The sequence below is a fragment of the Pseudomonas putida genome (assembly GCF_005080685.1).
Lineage (GTDB): Bacteria > Pseudomonadota > Gammaproteobacteria > Pseudomonadales > Pseudomonadaceae > Aquipseudomonas > Aquipseudomonas putida_V.
Map to the genome: position 1 here is coordinate 5,273,907 of NZ_CP039371.1, position 19,555 is coordinate 5,293,461.

The 19,555-nt window shown below is 63.7% G+C and carries 16 protein-coding genes and 2 pseudogenes; 7 read left to right on the top strand and 11 right to left on the bottom strand.

Annotated elements, in window-relative coordinates:
- Nucleotides 1-7: 7 nt before the first annotated feature.
- The 5 genes and pseudogenes from E6B08_RS24615 to E6B08_RS24635 form a co-directional block, all read right to left on the bottom strand.
- Nucleotides 8-670 (bottom strand): annotated as a pseudogene (locus E6B08_RS24615) (chemotaxis protein CheW); the annotation flags it as partial.
- Nucleotides 667-1,914 carry a CheR family methyltransferase gene (locus tag E6B08_RS24620; protein WP_136916347.1) on the bottom strand — a complete coding sequence of 416 codons (1,248 nt, stop codon included), beginning with the start codon at nt 1,912-1,914 and terminating at the stop codon, nt 667-669. The gene E6B08_RS24620 and the pseudogene E6B08_RS24615, both read right to left, overlap by 4 nt.
- Nucleotides 1,911-2,412, bottom strand: a pseudogene (locus E6B08_RS24625) (chemotaxis protein CheW). Before E6B08_RS24625 ends, E6B08_RS24620 begins: the two are co-directional and overlap by 4 nt.
- A 5-nt stretch (nt 2,413-2,417) precedes the next feature.
- Complete coding sequence (locus E6B08_RS24630; RefSeq protein WP_136916348.1) at nt 2,418-4,040, bottom strand: methyl-accepting chemotaxis protein; 1,623 nt, start codon at nt 4,038-4,040, stop codon at nt 2,418-2,420.
- Nucleotides 4,041-4,165: 125 nt separating this feature from the next.
- Entirely contained in the window at nt 4,166-4,858 is a 693-nt protein-coding gene (locus tag E6B08_RS24635; RefSeq protein WP_136916349.1) for a tellurite resistance TerB family protein, read from the bottom strand.
- A 218-nt stretch (nt 4,859-5,076) separates the two neighbouring features.
- Here E6B08_RS24635 and ydcS point away from each other — a divergent pair, with 218 nt between their 5' ends.
- From ydcS to E6B08_RS24660, 5 genes are all read left to right on the top strand, one after another.
- Nucleotides 5,077-6,228 carry a putative ABC transporter substrate-binding protein YdcS gene (ydcS, locus tag E6B08_RS24640; protein WP_136916350.1) on the top strand — a complete coding sequence of 384 codons (1,152 nt, stop codon included), beginning with the start codon at nt 5,077-5,079 and terminating at the stop codon, nt 6,226-6,228.
- Between the two features lie 124 nt (nt 6,229-6,352).
- A complete protein-coding gene (locus E6B08_RS24645; protein ID WP_136916351.1) occupies nt 6,353-7,393 on the top strand; it encodes an ABC transporter ATP-binding protein in 1,041 nt (346 codons plus the stop codon).
- Between the two features lies 1 nt (nt 7,394).
- A complete protein-coding gene (locus tag E6B08_RS24650) occupies nt 7,395-8,330 on the top strand; it encodes an ABC transporter permease (RefSeq protein WP_136916352.1) in 936 nt (311 codons plus the stop codon).
- On the top strand, nt 8,320-9,126 hold the full coding sequence (locus tag E6B08_RS24655) for an ABC transporter permease (protein ID WP_136916353.1): 807 nt from the start codon (nt 8,320-8,322) through the stop codon (nt 9,124-9,126). The genes E6B08_RS24650 and E6B08_RS24655 overlap by 11 nt, the downstream gene beginning before the upstream one ends.
- Nucleotides 9,127-9,143: 17 nt before the next feature.
- The gene (locus tag E6B08_RS24660; RefSeq protein ID WP_136916354.1) at nt 9,144-10,568 is read left to right on the top strand and encodes a gamma-aminobutyraldehyde dehydrogenase; all 1,425 of its coding nucleotides are present in this window, start codon (nt 9,144-9,146) and stop codon (nt 10,566-10,568) included.
- A 385-nt stretch (nt 10,569-10,953) separates the two neighbouring features.
- Here E6B08_RS24660 and E6B08_RS24665 read toward each other — a convergent pair whose 3' ends face one another.
- The 6 genes from E6B08_RS24665 to E6B08_RS24690 form a co-directional block, all read right to left on the bottom strand.
- A complete protein-coding gene (locus E6B08_RS24665; RefSeq protein ID WP_136916355.1) occupies nt 10,954-12,060 on the bottom strand; it encodes an NADH:flavin oxidoreductase/NADH oxidase in 1,107 nt (368 codons plus the stop codon).
- A gap of 182 nt (nt 12,061-12,242) precedes the next feature.
- On the bottom strand, nt 12,243-12,494 hold the full coding sequence (locus tag E6B08_RS24670; protein ID WP_136916356.1) for a DUF3077 domain-containing protein: 252 nt from the start codon (nt 12,492-12,494) through the stop codon (nt 12,243-12,245).
- A complete protein-coding gene (locus tag E6B08_RS24675; RefSeq protein ID WP_136916357.1) occupies nt 12,491-12,742 on the bottom strand; it encodes a hypothetical protein in 252 nt (83 codons plus the stop codon). Before E6B08_RS24675 ends, E6B08_RS24670 begins: the two co-directional genes overlap by 4 nt.
- 472 nt (nt 12,743-13,214) lie before the next feature.
- Nucleotides 13,215-14,336 (bottom strand): protein adenylyltransferase Fic, encoded by a 1,122-nt coding sequence (gene fic, locus E6B08_RS24680; RefSeq protein WP_136916358.1) that lies wholly within the window; start codon nt 14,334-14,336, stop codon nt 13,215-13,217.
- A gap of 630 nt (nt 14,337-14,966) precedes the next feature.
- Nucleotides 14,967-16,676 carry a single-stranded-DNA-specific exonuclease RecJ gene (recJ, locus tag E6B08_RS24685; RefSeq protein WP_136916359.1) on the bottom strand — a complete coding sequence of 570 codons (1,710 nt, stop codon included), beginning with the start codon at nt 16,674-16,676 and terminating at the stop codon, nt 14,967-14,969.
- Between the two features lie 30 nt (nt 16,677-16,706).
- Nucleotides 16,707-17,249, bottom strand: coding sequence for a YaeQ family protein (locus tag E6B08_RS24690; RefSeq protein ID WP_133326142.1), 543 nt, complete (start codon nt 17,247-17,249; stop codon nt 16,707-16,709).
- Nucleotides 17,250-17,381: 132 nt separating this feature from the next.
- On the opposite strand from E6B08_RS24690, the gene E6B08_RS24695 reads away from it, so the two are divergent.
- Together E6B08_RS24695 and E6B08_RS24700 are read left to right on the top strand one after the other, a co-directional pair.
- Nucleotides 17,382-18,581, top strand: a complete 1,200-nt coding sequence (locus tag E6B08_RS24695; protein ID WP_136916360.1) for a CaiB/BaiF CoA transferase family protein — start codon at nt 17,382-17,384, stop codon at nt 18,579-18,581.
- A gap of 23 nt (nt 18,582-18,604) precedes the next feature.
- Complete coding sequence (locus E6B08_RS24700; protein WP_136916361.1) at nt 18,605-19,462, top strand: TIGR02285 family protein; 858 nt, start codon at nt 18,605-18,607, stop codon at nt 19,460-19,462.
- Nucleotides 19,463-19,555: the final 93 nt, after the last annotated feature.

Below are 19,555 nucleotides of genomic sequence, written 5' to 3' on the forward strand. Positions count from 1 at the left end.
GGGGTCGGGACAGGCTCCGCTGCACGGCAGACAGTAATTGTTGTGGGTCCAACACACGCACGCTGCGCCCACGCCACTGCAGTACGGCAGCGGTAAAAGGCATGGCGTCGGCATGCTGGCCCAACAGGCCCGGGTCAAGGCGGTGGATGCCATCGATTTCGTCCACGGCGATGACCACCGGCCCGCCCTCGGCGGCCAGGATCAACATGCGTGGCAGTGCTCGGCCGACCCGTTCGGCGATCCCCTCGCCCTGCACCTCGAGCAGGTCGGCCAGCGACACGCAGGGCACCAGCGCGCCTCGTACATTGGCCACGCCCTGCAGCACCCGCGAGCGCTGGTGAGGCAGCGAATGCACCGGTTGCATCGGCGCGACCTCCGCCAGGCTGGCGGTGGCCAGGGCCAGCCACTCCTCGCCCAGACGGAACAGCAACAACGAATGCCCGCTGGTACGCTCAGCTGGGAACGCTGGAGCGGGCTCGTCCTCATCCAGCAGCGCATAGCGGTCGAGCAACCGGGTCGCGGCCGCGGCGTGGACTTCGCAGTTGCGGCAGTGGATGTGCCGCGCCAGCAATGGGCACTGCTTGTCACCCTGCACGCCGATGCGGTTCCAGCAATCATCGATGTGCAGGTCTTGTTGGGCGAGCGTTTGCAACAACTCTTCGCCATTCATCGTTCAGGCTCCCGACCAATACGTGCGGCCCGCTCGTGCAGGCGGCGGGCACCGGCTTCATCGCCCTGGGCCGCCAGCAGCGTGGCCAGGTGAATCAAGGCCTCGGCGTGCTGGGGCTGGAGGTACAACGCCTTGCGGTAGAGACTCAGCGCCTGGGCGGCATCGCCTTCGGTGTCGCTGAGCAGCCCGAGCCAGTAGTACACCTGGGCGTTGGGCTGGAACGCGCGCAGGTAGCGCTGGCAACTGGCGCGGGCCTGGGCGTTGTCGCCGGCGTTGGCCTGGCGGGCGATGCTGGCCAGCAACTGCTCCGCGCTTTCGGAGGGTGGCGAAGGTGATGGCGGCGTCACCCCCCTGGCCAGTCCAGGGGCAGTGCGCAAGGGCCGCGCGGAAAATGCTACAGGGGGCCGTGATTCAGGCGGCCTTGGTGGCAGTTTTGGCGCTGCGCGATCATCCACCTGGCGGGTATAGGCGAAGGCCTGGGCAATGCCCAGCGACCGCATGCCCAGGCGCGCCAGCAGGCCGCCCTCGGCCGGGCCGATGAACAGTACGCCCTGGGCGTGGGCCAGACGCTTGAGCACCTCGAACACCCGCTGTTGGGTAGTCGAGTCGAAATAGATCAGCAGGTTGCGGCAAAACACGAAGTCGTACAGCCCCTCGCGGCTGGCCAGCGCTGGGTCGAGCACATTGCCGACCTGCAGGTTGACCTGCTGGCGAACCCGCTCGTGCAATCGATGGCCATCTTCGAGGGGGTCGAAGTGCCGATCACGGAATGCCAGATCGTTCCCGCGGAACGCGTTGCGTCCGTAGATCGCCTGCTCGGCCCTGGCCACCGAGCTGGGGCTGACGTCCATGCCGTCGATGCGAAATGCCTGCGCCGGCATGCCGCTGTCGAGCAGCGCCATGGCCAGCGAATAGGGTTCTTCCCCGGTCGAGCATGGCAGGCTGAGCAACCGCAGCGGGCGCGACCCGGCCAATTCGGCGAGGCGCTTGTGGGCCAACCCGACCAAGGCGGTGAAGGACTCGGGGTAACGGAAAAACCAGGTTTCGGGAACGATGACCGCCTCGATCAGCGCCTGCTGCTCATCCGCCGACTGTTGCAACTGCAGCCAGTAGTCATCGAGGTCGAAGGCCCCGGTCGCCACGCAGCGTTGGCGCAAGGCCCTCTGCACCATCGGCACGCCGACCGAGTCGACGTCCAGGCCGATCCGCGCCTGCAGAAAACGGAAGAAGCGCTGCTCGCTCATGCTACGCCCTCGCCCTCGGCGGCAGGAAACAACACCTGGCGCACCGCATCGGTGAGCAAGTCGTCCACTTCGATGCGCTGCAGCAGGCCCGGGCATCCTGGCGCACGGGTCCCAGGTAGCGGGCGTCGCCGTTGTCCAGGCCATAGGGCTGGAACTCCTCGGGCTGGCAACGCAGGGTCTCGGTGGCCTGCTCCAGCACCAGCCCCAGCACATGCTCGCCACGGTAGCGCACCAGCACCAGGCGGGGCTGGTGCGCTGCGCTGCGGGCTCACCGAAGCTCAAGGCGCACAAGTCGATCACAGGTACCAGTTGGCCGCGATGGGCAAGGATGCCGTTCACCCAGGCCGGCGCCTGGGCGATCGGCTTGAGCGGGCGCCGAGGCAGCACTTCGATCACCTCGCGCACATCCAGGGCAAAGCGTTGCCCGCCCAGGTGAAACTGCAGGTACAACGCGCCCTTGCCAGGGCCCGCCGCGGTCTTGGGGTGCAAGTCGTTCATCGTCGTCAGACTTTGAACCGCGATACACCACCGCGCAGGCCCGCGGCAACCTGGCTCAATTCGTCGATGGCGAAACTGGCCTGGCGCAGCGACTCGACGGTCTGGGTACTGGCATCGCTGAGCTGGGCCAGCGCCTGGTTGATCTGCTCGGCACCGGTGGCCTGGGCCTGCATGCCCTCGTTGACCATCAGCACCCGCGGCGCCAGGGCCTGCACCTGATGGATGATCTGGCTGAGCTGCTCGCCCACCTGCTGCACCTCGGCCATGCCGCGGCGCACCTCCTCGGAAAACTTGTCCATGCCCATGACCCCGGCCGAAACCGCCGACTGGATCTCGCGGACCATCTGCTCGATGTCGTAGGTGGCCACGGCGGTCTGGTCGGCCAGGCGCCGCACCTCGGTGGCGACCACGGCGAAGCCGCGCCCGTACTCCCCGGCTTTTTCCGCTTCGATGGCGGCGTTAAGCGACAACAGGTTGGTCTGGTCGGCGACCTTGACGATGGTCACCACCACCTGGGTGATGTTGCTGGCTTTTTCGTTGAGGATCGCCAGCTTGGCGTTGACCAGGTCGGCGGCGCCCATCACCTGGTGCATGGTGTCTTCCATGCGCGCCAGGCCCTGCTGGCCGGAACCCGCCAGGCTGGAGGCCTGGTCGGCGGCGCTGGTGACCTCGGTCATGGTACGCACCAGGTCACGCGAAGTGGCGGCGATTTCCCGCGAGGTCGCGCCGATTTCGGTGGTGGTGGCGGCGGTCTCGGTGGCGGTCGCCTGCTGCTGCTTGGAGGTGGCGGCGATCTCGGTCACCGAAGTGGTGACCTGCACCGACGAGCGCTGGGCCTGGGCGACGAGGTTGGCCAAGGCTTCGGCCATTTCGTTGAAGCCACTCTCGATGGCGCCGAATTCATCCTTGCGCTCCAGGCTCAGGCGCATGCTCAGGTCGCCCGAGCGCAGCTTGTCGAGGGCATGGACCACGCGCTGCACGGGGGCAGTGATGGCGCGCATCAGCAACAGGCCGCAGACGCCAGCGGCGATGATCGCCAGCAGCAGCGAAACCACCATGCTGCCCTTGGCCGTCGCCACGGCGCTGACGATCTGGTCGGAAGCGGCGTCGGTGGACTCGCGGTTGTGCTCGATGACTGCGTTGAGGTGCTTGCGCCCTTCCATCCAGGCCGGCGCCAGTTCGTCGGTGACCAGTCGCTCGGCTTCACTGAAATTGCGCTGCCGGTAGGTCTCCAACACCTGGTCGACAAGCTTGACGTAGGTGGCCTCCTGCTTGACGAACTGGTCGAAACGCTCCTGGTCGTCGGTGTCCTGGATGGTGCCCTGGTAACTGGCCATGTGCTGTTTCAGGCGCTCATCGAAGCCCTTGAACAATTCCACGTCGGCCGGGGTGAGGTCGCGACGGTTGGAAAGGCCCACCAACTGCTGGCTGGTGGTGTACATGTCGACCCAGGCACTGCGGATCATCGAGCTGTAGTAAAGGCCTGGGATGCTGTCGGTGCCTACGGCTTGCTCGGCTTTTTCGATCGCCACCAGCCGCGAGTAGGCCGCCACGATCATCAGCAACATGACGGCGATGATCACGGCGAAACTTGCCAGGATCCGTTGGCGCAAGGTCCAGTTCTTCACATTCAGCCCTCAGGAATTCACTACGAGCGGGAAAAATCGCCGAAGTATAGCCCAGGGTTCCTACGCTTTTACGGCTGAAATGAGGGTTAAATAGGCATCCCTGCCAGAAAAATGGCCATTTGCCTTTAACCCGTCACCCCAGCCTGGCGCACCTGTTCCTCGAGCGCCTGACGCAGGGCCGGGTCCAGGCCGAGTTGGCGGGCCAGTTCGTCGAGATAGGCGCGCTCCATGAAGTGCTCTTCGTCGACCATCATGACACTGGCCAGGTACATCTCGGCAGCCATCTCCGGGGTTTGCGCGGCGCGCGCCACTTCAGCGGGGTCGAGCGGCTTGTTCAGCTCGGTATGCAGCCAGTGCTGCAGTTGCTGGTCGTTGTCCAGACGGGTGAATTCGCCTTCGATCAGCTCGCGTTCGCGGGCATCGATATGGCCATCGGCCTTGGCCGCCGCCACCAGTGCCCGCAACACCGCTTGGCTGTGCTGCTCGACCTGGGCCGGCGGCACGCGGTCGAGGGTCTGTGGCTCGCTGGCCTGGGTATTGCCCTGGCGCGCCTGCCAGTTGCCGTAGGCCTTGTAGGCCAGCACCCCGAGCGCCGCCAGGCCGCCGTAGGTCAAGGCCTTGCCGCCATACTTGCGGGCCTTCTTGTTGCCCAGCAACAGGCCCATGGCACCAGCGGCCAGGGCGCCGCCACCGGCCCCGGACAACAGGCTGCCAAGGCCACCGGCCGCACCGGGCTTGCTGGCGGTGCCGCCGGCCTGCTTGTCGAGCAGCGCCTGGCCGGATTTGAGCAGTTGGTCGAGCAGTCCACGGGTGTTCATGTCACGCATCTCCAGGGGGCACAGGTAAAGGCCCAGGGTAAGCCCTGCCTGGCCAGGAACCAGCGATGGATTTGCTTCGGGATGTTGCATCAACTGGCAAAAAGCCAACTAGACTCGTTTTCGCCAACATCCCGCATATCCGCACTACGCTTATAACAATCGCTGCACCGCTTTCTTGATGACTGCCCCGACCAAAATCTCCAAGAAGAGGGAACACCATGTCAGTGCACAAGACCGCATTGCTCGGCGCCGTGACCGGCGCGCTGCTGGCCGGTGCCAGCCTGCAGGCCGCCGAGTTGCCCAAAGCCTTGGGCGAAGGCGAAGGGCGCCTGGATATCGTCGCCTGGCCCGGCTATATCGAACGCGGTGAAAGCGACAAGGCCTACGACTGGGTCACGGGGTTCGAGAAAGAAACCGGCTGCAAGGTCAGCGTCAAGACTGCCGCCACCTCCGACGAAATGGTCAGCCTCATGACCAAGGGCGGCTACGACCTGGTCACCGCCTCGGACGATGCCTCGCTGCGCCTGATCGTCGGCAAGCGCGTGCAGCCGATCAACACCGCGCTGATCCCCAACTGGAAGAACCTCGACCCTCGCCTGCAGAACGGCGGCTGGTACGTGGTCGACAAGCAGGTCTATGGCACGCCCTACCAGTGGGGGCCGAACGTGCTGCTGTACAACACCGCGGTGTTCAAACAGCCGCCGACCAGCTGGAACGTGGTGTTCGAGCCGCAGGACCTGCCGGACGGCAAGCCGAACAAGGGCCGCGTCCAGGCCTATGACGGGCCGATCTACATCGCCGATGCCGCCCTGTACCTGAAGTCGGCCAAGCCGGAACTGGGCATCCAGGACCCCTACGAGCTGAACGAGGCCCAGTACAAAGCGGTGCTCGAACTGCTCCGCCAGCAGCAACCGTTGGTGCACCGCTACTGGCATGACGCCACGGTACAGATGAGCGACGTCAAGAACGAAGGCGTGGTCGCCTCGAGTTCGTGGGGCTACATGGTCAATGGCCTGAAGGCCGAGAACCAGCCGGTTTCCTCGACCATACCCAAGGAAGGTGCCACCGGCTGGGCCGACACCACCATGCTGCACAGCGAGGCCAAGCACCCCAACTGCGCCTACAAGTGGATGGACTGGTCGCTGCAACCGAAGGTACAGGGCGACGTGGCGGCCTGGTTCGGCTCGCTACCAGCGGTGCCGGCGGCCTGCACCAACAGCGAGCTGCTCGGGGCCGAGGGTTGCAAGACCAATGGCTTCGACAACTTCGACAAGATCGCCTTCTGGAAGACCCCGCAGGCCCAGGGCGGCAAGTTCGTGCCCTATAGCCGCTGGACCCAGGACTACATTGCGATCATGGGAGGGCGTTGAGGTCCATTGAGCCTGTGGTGGCCCCTTCGCGGGACAAGCCCGCTCCCACAAATTCGCCTGTAGGAGCGGGCTTGTCCCGCGAATGGGCCACTAGAGGTAACACCAGTACAGCTGAGTACCGCCCATGCCCCTAGCAGTCCAGTTCACCCAGGTGTCCCGCACCTTCGGCGAGGTCAAGGCCGTCGACCAGGTCAGCATCGACATCGACGACGGCGAGTTCTTCTCCATGCTCGGCCCCTCGGGCTCGGGCAAGACCACCTGCCTGCGCCTGATCGCAGGCTTCGAGCAACCCAGCAGCGGCTCGATTCGCATTCATGGCGTAGAGGCCGCCGGGGTGCCGCCCTACGAGCGCGACGTCAACACCGTGTTCCAGGACTACGCGCTGTTCCCGCACATGAACGTGCTCGACAACATCGCCTACGGCCTCAAGGTCAAGGGCGTGGCCAAGGCAGAACGCCAGGGCCGCGCCGAGGAAGCGCTGGCCATGGTCGCCCTGGCAGGCTTCGGCCAGCGCAAGCCGGCACAGTTGTCCGGCGGCCAGCGCCAGCGTGTCGCCCTGGCCCGGGCATTGGTCAACCGCCCGCGGGTATTGCTGCTCGACGAGCCGCTGGGCGCCCTCGACCTGAAGTTGCGCGAGCAGATGCAGGGCGAGTTGAAGAAACTCCAGCGCCAGCTGGGCATCACCTTCATCTTCGTCACCCACGACCAGACCGAAGCCCTGTCGATGTCCGACCGGGTCGCGGTGTTCAATCGCGGCCGCATCGAGCAGGTCGACACCCCGCGCAACCTGTACATGAAGCCGGCCACCACGTTCGTCGCCGAGTTCGTCGGTACGTCCAACGTGGTGAGGGGAGCCCTCGCCGAGCAGTTGAGCGGCAACGCCCAGCCTTTTTCCATCCGCCCCGAGCACATCCGCCTGGGCGAACCCGCGATGGCTGGCGACCCGATAAAGGTCAGCGGCGTTCTTCGCGACGTGCAGTACCAGGGCAGCGCGACCCGCTACGAACTGCAACTGGACAACGGCCAGTTGCTGGCGGTGAGCCAGGCCAACGACCGTTGGCAGGAGCACGCCCAGCCTTGGCAACCGGGCCAGCGCGTGCAGGCTCACTGGTCCCGCGAAGCGATGACGGCGCTGCGTGACAGCACGCCTGCCGAGGGCGTTTGAGATGAACACCCCTGCCAATGCCCGCCCAGGCCCGCTGCGCGGCGCCAGCAACCTGCTGTACCGGCGCCCGAACCTGTACCTGGCGCTGTTGCTGGTGCCGCCGCTGACCTGGTTTGGCGCCATCTACCTGGGCTCGTTGCTGAACCTGTTGTGGCAAGGCTTCTACACCTTCGACGACTTCACCATGGCGGTGACGCCAGACCTTACCCTGGGCAACTTCGCCGCCCTGTTCAACCCGTCCAACTTCGACATCATCCTGCGCACCCTGGCCATGGCCGTGGCGGTGTCGCTGGCCAGCGCGGTGCTGGCGTTCCCCATCGCCTACTACATGGCCCGCTACACCAGCGGCAAGACCAAGGCGTTCTTCTATATCGCGGTGATGATGCCGATGTGGGCCAGCTACATCGTCAAGACCTACGCCTGGACCCTGCTGCTGGCCAAGGGCGGCGTGGCCCAATGGTTCGTCCAGCTGCTGCACCTGGACAGCCTGCTGCAGGCCCTGCTGGTAATACCGGGGGTCGGCGGCAGCACCCTGTCGACCTCGCACCTGGGGCGCTTCATGGTGTTCGTGTACATCTGGCTGCCGTTCATGATCTTGCCGATCCAGGCGGCGCTCGAACGCCTGCCGCCCTCGCTGCTGCAGGCCTCGGCAGACCTCGGCGCCAGGCCCGGGCAAACCTTCGTGCAGGTGATCCTGCCGCTGTCGATTCCAGGCATCGCTGCCGGCTCGATCTTCACCTTCTCGCTGACCCTGGGCGATTTCATCGTCCCGCAACTGATCGGGCCGCCGGGGTACTTCATCGGCAGCATGGTCTATGCCCAGCAAGGCGCGATCGGCAACATGCCGATGGCGGCGGCCTTCACCCTGGTGCCGATCGTGCTGATCGCTCTCTACCTGTCCATCGTCAAGCGCCTGGGGGCCTTCGATGCACTCTGAAAAAGCGTCGGTGGGCCTGCGCCTGGCGGCGTGGGGTGGGCTGGTGTTCCTGCACTTCCCGATCCTGATCATCTTCCTCTATGCCTTCAATACCGAAGATGCGGCGTTCAGCTTCCCGCCCAAGGGTTTCACCCTGCACTGGTTCGCCGTGGCCTTCGCCAGGGCCGATGTGCTCGAAGCCATCAAGCTGTCGCTGCAAGTGGCCTGCCTGGCCACGCTGATCGCCCTGGTACTCGGCACCCTGGCCTCGGCGGCGCTGTACAAGCGCAGCTTCTTCGGCAAGGAGAGCATTTCGCTGATGCTGATCCTGCCGATCGCCCTGCCCGGCATCATCACCGGCATCGCCCTGCTTTCGGCGTTCAAGAGTCTGGGGATCGAACCGGGCGTCTTCACCATCGTCGTCGGCCACGCCACCTTCTGCGTGGTCATCGTCTACAACAACGTCATCGCCCGCCTGCGCCGCACCTCGCAGAGCCTCATCGAAGCCTCGATGGACCTCGGTGCCGACGGCTGGCAGACATTCCGCTACATCATCCTGCCCAACCTCGGTTCGGCATTGCTGGCCGGCGGCATGCTGGCTTTCGCGCTGTCGTTCGACGAGATCATCGTCACCACCTTCACCGCGGGCCACGAACGCACCCTGCCCATCTGGCTCCTCAACCAATTGAGCCGCCCGCGCGACGTGCCGGTGACCAACGTGGTCGCCATGCTGGTGATGCTGGTGACCATGCTGCCGATCCTCGGCGCCTATTACCTGACCCGGGGCGGCGAAAGCGTCGCGGGCAGCGGCAAATGACCTTGGAGGAGTCCCCCATGCAAACCCGAATGCTGATCAACGGCCACCTGGTGGCGGGCCAAGGCCCGGCCTGGACCGTGCTCGACCCGGCCCGCGGAGCGGCCCTGGCGCAAATCAACGAAGCCACCGAAGCGCAGGTCGACGCCGCGGTGCGCGCTGCAGATCAGGCCTTCGACACCTGGTCGCAGACCTCCCCGCGCGAGCGTTCGCTGGCCCTGCTGGCGCTGGCCGATGTCGTCGATGCACACGCCGACGAACTCGCCGGGCTGGAATCGCAGAACTGCGGCAAGCCGCTCGCTGCCGCACGCAACGACGAACTGCCGGCCATTGCCGACGTGTTCCGCTACTTCGCGGGCGCCGCCCGCTGCCTGGGCGGCTCGGCGGCAGGAGAATACCTGCCGGGCCACACCTCGATGATCCGCCGCGACCCGCTGGGCGTGGTGGCCTCGATCGCGCCCTGGAACTACCCGCTGATGATGCTGGCGTGGAAGATCGCTCCGGCCTTGGCGGCAGGCAACACGGTGGTGATCAAGCCCTCGGAGCTCACCCCGCTCACCGCCCTGCGCCTGGGCGAACTGGCCAAGGACGTGCTGCCCGCCGGCGTGCTGAACATTCTGTTCGGCCGTGGCCAGACGGTCGGCAACCCGCTGGTCACCCACCCCAAGGTGCGCATGGTCTCGCTGACCGGGTCGATCCCCACCGGCGCGCACATCATCGGCGCCACCGCCGACAGCGTGAAGCGCATGCACATGGAGCTCGGCGGCAAGGCACCGGTGCTGGTGTTCGACGATGCCGACGTCGATGCCGCCATCGAGGGCATCCGTACCTTTGGCTTCTACAACGCTGGCCAGGACTGCACGGCGGCCTGCCGCCTGTATGTGCAGGATGGCATCTACGAACGCTTCGTCGAACGCCTGGGCGAAGCGGTTTCCAGCCTCAAACCGGGCCTGCAGGAGGCCGAAGGGACCGAGCTTGGTCCGCTGATCAGCGCCCAGCACCGCGACAAGGTGGCGGGCCTGGTGCAGCGCGCCATTGCCCAGCCGCACATCCGCCTGGTCACCGGGGGCAAGGCGCTGGCGGGGGATGGTTTCTTCTTCGAGCCGACGGTGCTGGCCGATGCCTTGCAGGATGACGAGATCGTGCGCCACGAGGTATTCGGCCCGGTGGTGTCGGTGACGCGCTTTACCGAGGAAGCACAGGCGCTGGAGTGGGCCAACGACTCAGCGTACGGCCTGGCCTCGTCGGTATGGACCCGCGACACCGGGCGCGCGCATCGGTTGGCGGCGCGGTTGCAGTATGGCTGCACCTGGGTGAATACCCACTTCATGCTGGTCAGCGAGATGCCCCATGGGGGGCAGAAGCATTCGGGGTATGGGAAGGATATGTCGATGTATGGGTTGGAAGATTACACCTGTGTGCGGCATGTGATGATCAAGCATTGAAGTACGGGGATCGAGTTGCTCTAACCTCTCGATCCCAGAACTGGCCTACAAAGTATTCGGTCATATCCGAAGCCAGTTCCACTAGATTGAAAAGCTGCAATTGAGACTTTCAGGGCAATGGAATGAAATATCGCGGATTCTCTGCAACAGTCAGCTATAGCAAGGAAGATCGGGCGTGGGTGGGGCGGGTGTCAATAACGGAAGCCATAATTGGTTTCCATGCAATTTCCCGCCGTCGGTTGTCAGCCGCATTCAAGGAAGCAGTGGATGATTACTTGGAGTTTGTTAAAGGTACAGCGCACTTTTAGGAGTTAATCGTGAGCCCGTGCCTGTGTTCTGACTACGCTGAACACAGGCACGCTCCGACATCACGAGCCGGAACAGTTCAGTCCCGCAAATCCGACTCATGAATCGGATTCGCCCGGCTGGTCGCCCGCTGATACTGCGCCGGCCAGGTTGCCTTGTTGCCACCCAGGTCGTCATCGGCATGCAGCGGCCAGTAAGGATCACGAAGCAGCTCGCGGGCGAGGAAGATCACATCTGCCTGGCCAGTACGCAGAATGTGTTCGGCCTGGGCCGGTTCAGTGATCATGCCCACCGTGCCGGTGGCAATTTCCGATTCCTTGCGCACACGTTCGGCGAAGCGGGTCTGGTAGCCGGGGCCGGTGGGGATCTCGGCATTGACCGAAGTGCCGCCTGACGATACGTCGATCAGATCGACCCCAAGCACACGCAGCCGGCGCGCCAGCTCGACGGTTTCGTCCGGGTTCCAGCCATCCTCGACCCAATCGGTAGCCGAGACGCGAACCAACAGCGGTAGCTCCTGCGGCCAGACCTTGCGCACCGCCTCGGTCACCTCCAGGGTCAGGCGGATGCGGTTTTCGAAGCAGCTACCGTATTCGTCGCGGCGCTGGTTGCTCAGCGGCGAGAGGAACTGGTGCAGCAGGTAGCCATGCGCGGCGTGGATCTCGACCACCTTGAAGCCGGCCTGCACGGCCCGCTCGGTGGCTGCGACGAATGATCCGACGATATCCTGGATTTCGTCCTTGCTCAGTTCCCGTGGCGGGGTGTGTTGTGGGTCGAAGGCGATTTTCGACGGCCCGACCGGCTGCCAACCGCCCTCCTCGACCTTGACGCTGCCGTGCTTGCCCAGCCAGGGCCGATAGGTACTGGCCTTGCGGCCGGCATGGGCCAGCTGGATGCCGGGCACGGCGCCCTGGGCGGTGATGAAGCGGGTGATGCGTTGCAACGGGGCGATCTGGTCGTCGTTCCACAGGCCGAGGTCTTCGGCGGTGATCCGCCCGTCATCGGTAACCGCGACCGCCTCGGTGATGACCAGGCCTGCGCCACCGACGGCGCGGCTACCCAAGTGAACGAGATGCCAGTCGTTGGCCAGGCCATCGACGGCGGAATACTGGCACATCGGCGAAACGGCGATGCGGTTGGGCAGTGTCAGCTGACGCAGGGTGTAAGGCTCGAGCAGCAGGCTCATGAGGGCACCTCCCAGGGACTCCAATGGTGATCCGGCCGGGCTCATGCGCGATCCTGGCCCGGTTCCGGTCATTACTCAGACTAGACCAGATTGGGTGGGGGGAAGGTTCCATGGGATTGGTGGGGAGGGTTGCGGTGGGCGGATATCGAGCACCGCCCACCCCTGCTAGGTCGACCAACGCATCACTTGCGACAATTGATCCCAATCTCCATGTCATTGATCAGCGCCTTGGCCATGGCACTGAGCATACGCGCCGCACTGCCGGCGATCAGATTGCTCTCCATCTCGGCCTCTTCGGTCAGGTGCTCGATGCAACCCAGCAAGGTGGAGAGTTCGGAGAACGCATGATCGAGGGGGATACCGGGGCGAATCGCGTACATCTCGGAGAATTTGGTTTGGCCTGCGGTGGTATGTGAGCCGAGCGCTGTCTTCATGACGCACTCTCCAGTCTCTTGATATGGCTTATCAGCCCACCCAGTACTTCGTTGAGGATCTCCAGGGTGTCGAGTGCGAAGATGATTTCTTCGTCGGTCTCGGCTTTCAGGTACTCCTCACCGGCTTTCGAGAGGCGGTGCATGAGGCTGGTAGCGCGGGCAATGGCTTGTTCGCGAGTGAGTGGTGGGGTGGTCAGGACGTAGAATGTGGGTTGGTCAGTCGGTGGATCAGGTACGATTTTTTTCATAGTCGATTCCAAAGTTTTAGGAATGCGACCACCTTGCTCCTTCTCACAGATTAGGGTGGCAGCCGTACGCAAGGTGAGAAGCCCGCGCTGGAATCACGCACGGTCAAGCCAAAGCTTGCTCGCGCACAGCTGCCATAACTGACATGCGATTCCACAACGGCGGGCTTCTCACACCCGATCGCCATTTGCGGCGACTTCGGAACGATAACCTTGAGAATGGAAACATGCCTATCAGACGGCATTCGACACGAGCAGTAGGATAATTCCTTGAGCCACCCAGCCTGAAGCACTTGGTTTCAGGTTCAGAATCTTCTTACGGCTGATGGCCCTTTCGCGGGCAAGCCCGCTCCTACAGGTATTGCGCCGCTATTGAGAACGGCGGGGTACCTGTAGGAGCGGGTTTACCCGCGAAAGGGCCGGCCCAGCAACCTGAAATTGTAGGCTTGCCACTGATCTGACCAGATAATGGCAGTCAGGTGTAGAGCTCGAAGTCATTACTGTCGCGAGTTAACAACTGCATCAACTGGGGATGGATAAAGAGCTTTTCCTTACCGACCTGCACTTCTCGCAGCACGCCAATATCAACCAACTCTTTGAGGTACCGGGACGCGGCCTGTCGCTGCGCAATCTGTTTATCGACAACATTGCTAATTCGGCAATAAGGCTGCTCGAAAATCACGTCAACCAGTTCGCGTGAATAGATTTTCGGCAACTGCTCGCGAACGTACTGGGAGGTGTGCTCGGACAGGCTGCGGATAGTCGAAATTTTCGCACTCGTCCAACGTGCGGTTTCCTCCACGGCACCGAGCATGTATAGCAGCCACGGCTCCCATGACTGATCGCGGGTAACCTCGAGTAACAAGCGGTAGTAGTCGGCTCGGTGGGCGATAATGTAACGGCTAAGATAAAGAATCGGCAGGGTTAGCAGATTTTGTTGAATTAGATACAGATTATTGAGCACACGCCCGGTACGGCCATTGCCATCAGTAAATGGGTGAATGGCTTCAAACTGGTAATGCGCCACGGCCATCCGCACGAGTGGGTCCAAGTCAGTCTCGTTGTGCAGGAAGCGTTCCCAGTTAGCGAGCAGGCTACGTAAACGATCTTCACCATCCGGTGGGGTATAGATTATTTCGCCAGTGCGCTCATTAGACAGTTGGGTCCCTGGCACTCGGCGTATATCCATGTTCACGCCCTTGAGCGTGCGGCAAATTTCAACTGCCGTACTGGTCGAAAGCGGACGCTCGGACAGCGAATGGTAACCCCGATGCAAGGCCTTGCGGTAGCGCAGGGCTTCCTTGGTCGCGGGTTCGGCGCTTTGGTCACCTGCCTGGGCATGCTGGAAGAGTAGGTCCGTGGTGGTGACGATGCTTTCGATTTCCGAGCTATCCTTGGCCTCCAGCAAGGGGATAGTGTTAATGAGCATCGTCTGATTAGGGATCAACTCGGCAATCTGTTTCAACTCGGCGAGGGCCGTGCGCGCATCGATACAGCGCTTTAGTACTGCACGGGTTTCCAGGTCTGCGGCGGGCGGCAAAAGAGGAAGATGGTTATAGGGCTTGTTGGCTTGCCAGGGAAGATGGGGTGTAGTCATGTATGGGGCTGTCCTTGGACCAATTGCTGGCGAAGGCGGTCTTGGAAACGTCACTTTCCTCGTTCAATTGTAGAGCTGGGCGGCTGACGTGTCGTTATTTTTCAATTTTAGCGACGCATTACGCAGTCGTGTCGCTGACAGCGACATATGCGTTAAACGTGTCACCAAAATGCCATTTCAGCGACATGTCCACACCGAAAGACATCAGAAACGTTACTACTGATGCATGTGCCTGCCTATCAGACGGCATTCGACACGGTGCGTAGGATAATTCCTCGCGCCACCCGATCTGAGGCACTTGGTTTCAGGTTCAGAATCTTCTTACGGCTGAAGGCCCTTTCGCGGGCAAGCCCGCTCCTACAGGTATTGCGCCGCTATTGCGAACGGCGGGGTACCTGTAGGAGCGGGTTTACCCGCGAAAGGGCCGGCCCAGCAACCAGAAATCTATCAGGAGAGAGGAAGGAATTACCAAGTGCCCATAGCGTCTCCAAGCGATTCCTCAGGTGGTCGGCCAGTTCCGGGGGGCGTCCCCGGCCATCCAGCAAATCGAGGTACAGGACGCAGGCGCTCGAAATACAGACAGGGCTATCTGGTTGCCTGTGGCGGTAAAGCAAACTGACACCGCTCACCTCACCGCGCCTCAATATGCGCAATCATCAACTGCACACTCTCATTCCCGCGAAACTCGTTCACATCCAGCTTGTACGCAAGCTCCACCCAACGCACCGTCGGATTCGGCCACACCTCGCGGTCGATGCCGAAGGCAATGCCATCCAGCCGCACCGAGCCACACTCGCTCTTGAGCACGACCTTGAGGTGCCGCTCCCCCACCACCCGCTGCTCGACCAGCTGGAACACGCCATGGAACAACGGCTCGGGAAAGTGCTGCCCCCAAGGCCCGGCATGGCGCAGGGCCTTGGCCAGGTCGAGATGGAATTCCTCCACTGCCAGGGTGCCATCCGACAGCAGGCGGCCAGTGAGATCCTCTTCGCGCAGCTGACGCCGGACCTCCTCATCGAAGGCCTCGGCAAACGCCGGGAAGTTGCCCTCTGGCAGCGACAGGCCGGCGGCCATGGCGTGGCCGCCGAACTTGCTGATCAGTTGCGGGTGACGCGCGGCCACCGCATCCAGGGCATCGCGAATATGAAAGCCCGGCACCGAACGCGCCGAGCCCTTGAGCATGCCGTCGCCGGCGTCGGCAAAGGCGATGGTCGGGCGGTGGTAACGCTCTTTCAGGCGCGAAGCCAGGATACCGATCACCCCTTGATGCCAGTCGGCGTCGAACAGGCACAGGCCGTAGGGCATCGACTCCACCGGCAGGTCCTTGAGCTGCGCCAATGCCTCGCGCTGCATGCCCTGCTCGATCGACTTGCGGTCCTGGTTCAGGTCATCCAGTTGCTGGGCCATGTCCTGGGCCAGGGCGGCATCCTCGCACAGCAGGCACTCGATCCCCAGGCTCATGTCGTCCAGGCGCCCGGCCGCATTCAGCCGCGGGCCGAGGATGAACCCGAGGTCGGTCGAAGTGATGCGGCGGTGGTCGCGACGCGCCACTTCGAGAATCGCCTTCAGCCCCGGCCGTGCACGGCCGGCACGGATGCGTTCGAGGCCCTGGTGCACGAGGATGCGGTTGTTGGCATCCAGTGGCACAACGTCGGCGACGCTGCCCAGGGCGACTAGGTCGAGCAGCTCGCCGATGTTCGGCTGCGCTTGCGTTTCATACCGCCCCAGGCTGCGCAGGCGCGCCCGCAGGGCCATGAGCACGTAGAAGATCACCCCGACCCCGGCCAGCGACTTGCTCGCAAATGCACAGCCCGGTTGGTTCGGGTTGACGATGGCGTCGGCGTCCGGAAGTTGCGCGCCCGGCAGGTGGTGGTCGGTAACCAGCACCTTGAGCCCGGCAGCCTTGGCCGCCGCGACACCCTCGACACTGGAAATGCCGTTATCCACGGTCACCAGCAACTGCGGCTGGCGCTGTAGCGCCACCTCGACGATTTCCGGGGTCAGGCCATAGCCGTACTCGAAACGGTTGGGCACCAGGTAATCGACATGGGCCGCGCCCAACAGGCGCAGGCCGAGCACGCCGACCGTACTGGCGGTGGCACCATCGGCGTCGAAGTCGCCGACGATGAGGATGCGCTGGCGCTGATCGAGGGCCTCGACCAGCAGGTCGACCGCAGCATCGATACCTTTGAGTTGCTGGTAGGGCAGCAGCCGCGCCAGGCTCTTGTCCAGTTCGGCTTCGGACTGCACGCCACGGGCAGCATACAGGCGGGTCAGCAAGGGTGGCAGGTTACCCAGCGATGGCAGGGTCGGTGGCAGTGGGCGGGGTTCGATACGCATGGGATCTTCGGCAGTCGGCTATCGGTCGGTTCAGCCACGCTCGCCGAGCAGCCACTGGAGCTGCACTTCGTGCTGGCCACGGTCGTCGGTGACGAACAACGTGCCTTCGCTGATCATGACGTCCCACTTGATGGTGCGCGGCATGTCGGTGGCCAGTACTTCCAGCACCTCCTGCGGGACTGCAGCGATGCTCAGGTTCTTCAGGCCCTTGACCGCGCCCACGACCTTGCCCTCCCACACCCGCAGGCTGCCGTAAGCCAGCAGGCTGGTGCGTTCGGTGCGGCGCGAGCACCAGGTCAGGCGCTCGGCATCCGGCTGGCCGACTTCGATCCAGTGCAGGATGCGGTCATCCAGGCTCTTTTCCCACAGGGCAGCCTCGTCGACATCGGACAGGCCGCGGCCGAACGACAGGTTCTCGTTGTACCAAAGGGCGTAGGCCAGCAGCCGCACGGCCATGCGTTCTTCGGTTTCCGAGGGGTGGCGGGCAATGGTCTGCCGAACGTTTTCGTACACACCGCGATCGAGATCGGTCAGGTTCAGTTCGAATTTATAGGTGGTGGACGGCTGGGCCATGGTCGACGGGCTTCTTGCACAAAGAAATGTGCCACAGTCTAACCGATCCTGCCGTTCGTTGCGCCGAGGGAGTTTCTGCCGCCCCGGACCTATGATAAAACCTCGGGTCTGACCAGTTGCCACGGATGCCTCATGTCTACCCCCAGCAAACCCCTCGCCGGCCTCAAGGTCGTCGAACTCGGTACCCTGATCGCCGGCCCGTTTGCCTCGCGCATCTGCGCCGAATTCGGCGCCGAGGTGGTCAAGGTCGAGTCGCCCGACGGCGGCGACCCGCTGCGCAAATGGCGCAAGCTGTACGAGGGCACGTCGCTGTGGTGGTTCGTGCAGGCCCGCAACAAGCAATCGCTGACGCTCAACCTCAAGCACCCAGAAGGCCGCGAGATCCTCAAGCGCCTGCTGGCCGAGGCCGACATCCTGATCGAGAACTTCCGCCCCGGCGTGCTGGAAAAGCTCGGCCTGGGCTGGGACGTGCTGCACGCGCTCAACCCGCGCCTGGTCATGGTGCGCCTGTCGGGCTTCGGCCAGACCGGCCCGATGAAGGACCAGCCCGGCTTCGGCGCGGTCGGCGAGTCGATGGGCGGCTTGCGCTACATCACCGGCTTCGAGGACCGCCCGCCGGTGCGTACCGGCATCTCCATCGGCGACTCGATCGCGGCGCTATGGGGCGTGATCGGCGCGCTGATGGCGTTGCGTCATCGCGAGGTCAACGGCGGCCAGGGCCAGGTGGTGGACGTGGCCCTGTACGAGGCGATCTTCGCCATGATGGAGAGCATGGTCCCCGAGTTCGATGTGTTCGGCTTCATCCGTGAGCGCACCGGCAACATCATGCCTGGCATCACGCCCTCCTCCATCCACACCAGCGCCGATGGCAGGCACGTGCAGATCGGCGCCAACGGCGATGCGATCTTCAAGCGTTTCATGCAGGCCATCGGCCGCCCGGACCTCGCCGACGACCCGAGTCTGGCCAGCAACGACGGCCGCGATGCACGACGGGACGAGTTGTATGGGGTGATCGACCGCTGGGCCAACAGCCTGCCGTTGCAGCAGGTGATGCAAGTGCTCACCGACGCCGAGGTGCCAGCCAGCCGCATCTACTCGGCCGAGGACATGTTCAATGATCCGCAGTTCCTGGCCCGGGAGATGTTCCTCCAGGCCAAGCTGCCCGATGGCAAGCCGTTCAAGATGCCGGGCATCGTACCCAAGCTGTCCGACACACCGGGTTCGGCCGAGTGGGTCGGGCCAACCCTGGGCGAGCATACCGACCAGCTGCTGGCTGGCCTTGGCTACGACGCCAGCGCCATCGCCAACCTTCGCGCAGCAGGCACGGTCTGACCACGTCAACCCCCACCGCACGATTGGGGCAGGCGCTACTGGCGCTGTGCGGGCTGCTGCTCGCCCTGGCCGTGCAACCAGCCGCGGCCAAGGAGCGGTTGATCTGGCTGGTCCGCGACCTGCCGCCGTTCACCATCTTCGACGGCAGCGAAAAAGGCCGGGGGGTGATCGACCAGATGCTGCCCCTGCTGATCCGGCAGATGCCCGAATACGACCACCGCATCGTTCGCGTCAACCGTGCCCGAGGCTTGCAGATGCTGCAGGCCGGCCATTTCGTTTGCGACCCGACGCTGATCTGGACCGCCGAGCGTGCGCGCTTCGTGCAGTACTCCATGCCTGCCCTGGGAGCCCTGAGCAGCGGCCTGGTGGTGCACAAGCAGAACGAGCACAGGCTGGCAGGCTTCAGCGACGGCGCCGACATCGACCTCACCGGCCTGCTCACGCAAACGCCGCTCAAGCTCGGTATCGTTGCCGAGCGTAGCTATGGCACGCAGATCGACGATATGCTCCGCGGCCTGCCCGACACAGCGTTCAATCGCCACTATGGCAACGACGCCACCGCCAGCCTGTTGCAGATGCAGCAACTGGGGCGCCTGCAACTGGTACTGGGTTATTGGCCGGAGATGCGTTACCTGATCCAGGAGCACGGCGGCTCGCCGGACGACTATCGGTTCCACCCGATCCAGGGCGTCAATCGCTACCAGTTCCTTCATGTGGGCTGTGCCAATACGCCGTTGGGACGTGCCGCTATCGCGCATATCGATCAGCTGTTGCCAGCACTGCGCCGGGACACCTTGCCGGCGCTTTATGCACACTGGCTGGATCCGGCCCTGCGTGAGGATTACCTGGAGCAGAGCCAGCAGTTCTTCACCGCGCCCTGATTGCTGAAGGGCAAAGCAGGTTCTTTACGGAATAGTGGGGGCTGGCTTTGGGGCTTTGGGGCTTTGGGGCTTTGGGGCTTTGGAATTGGGTGG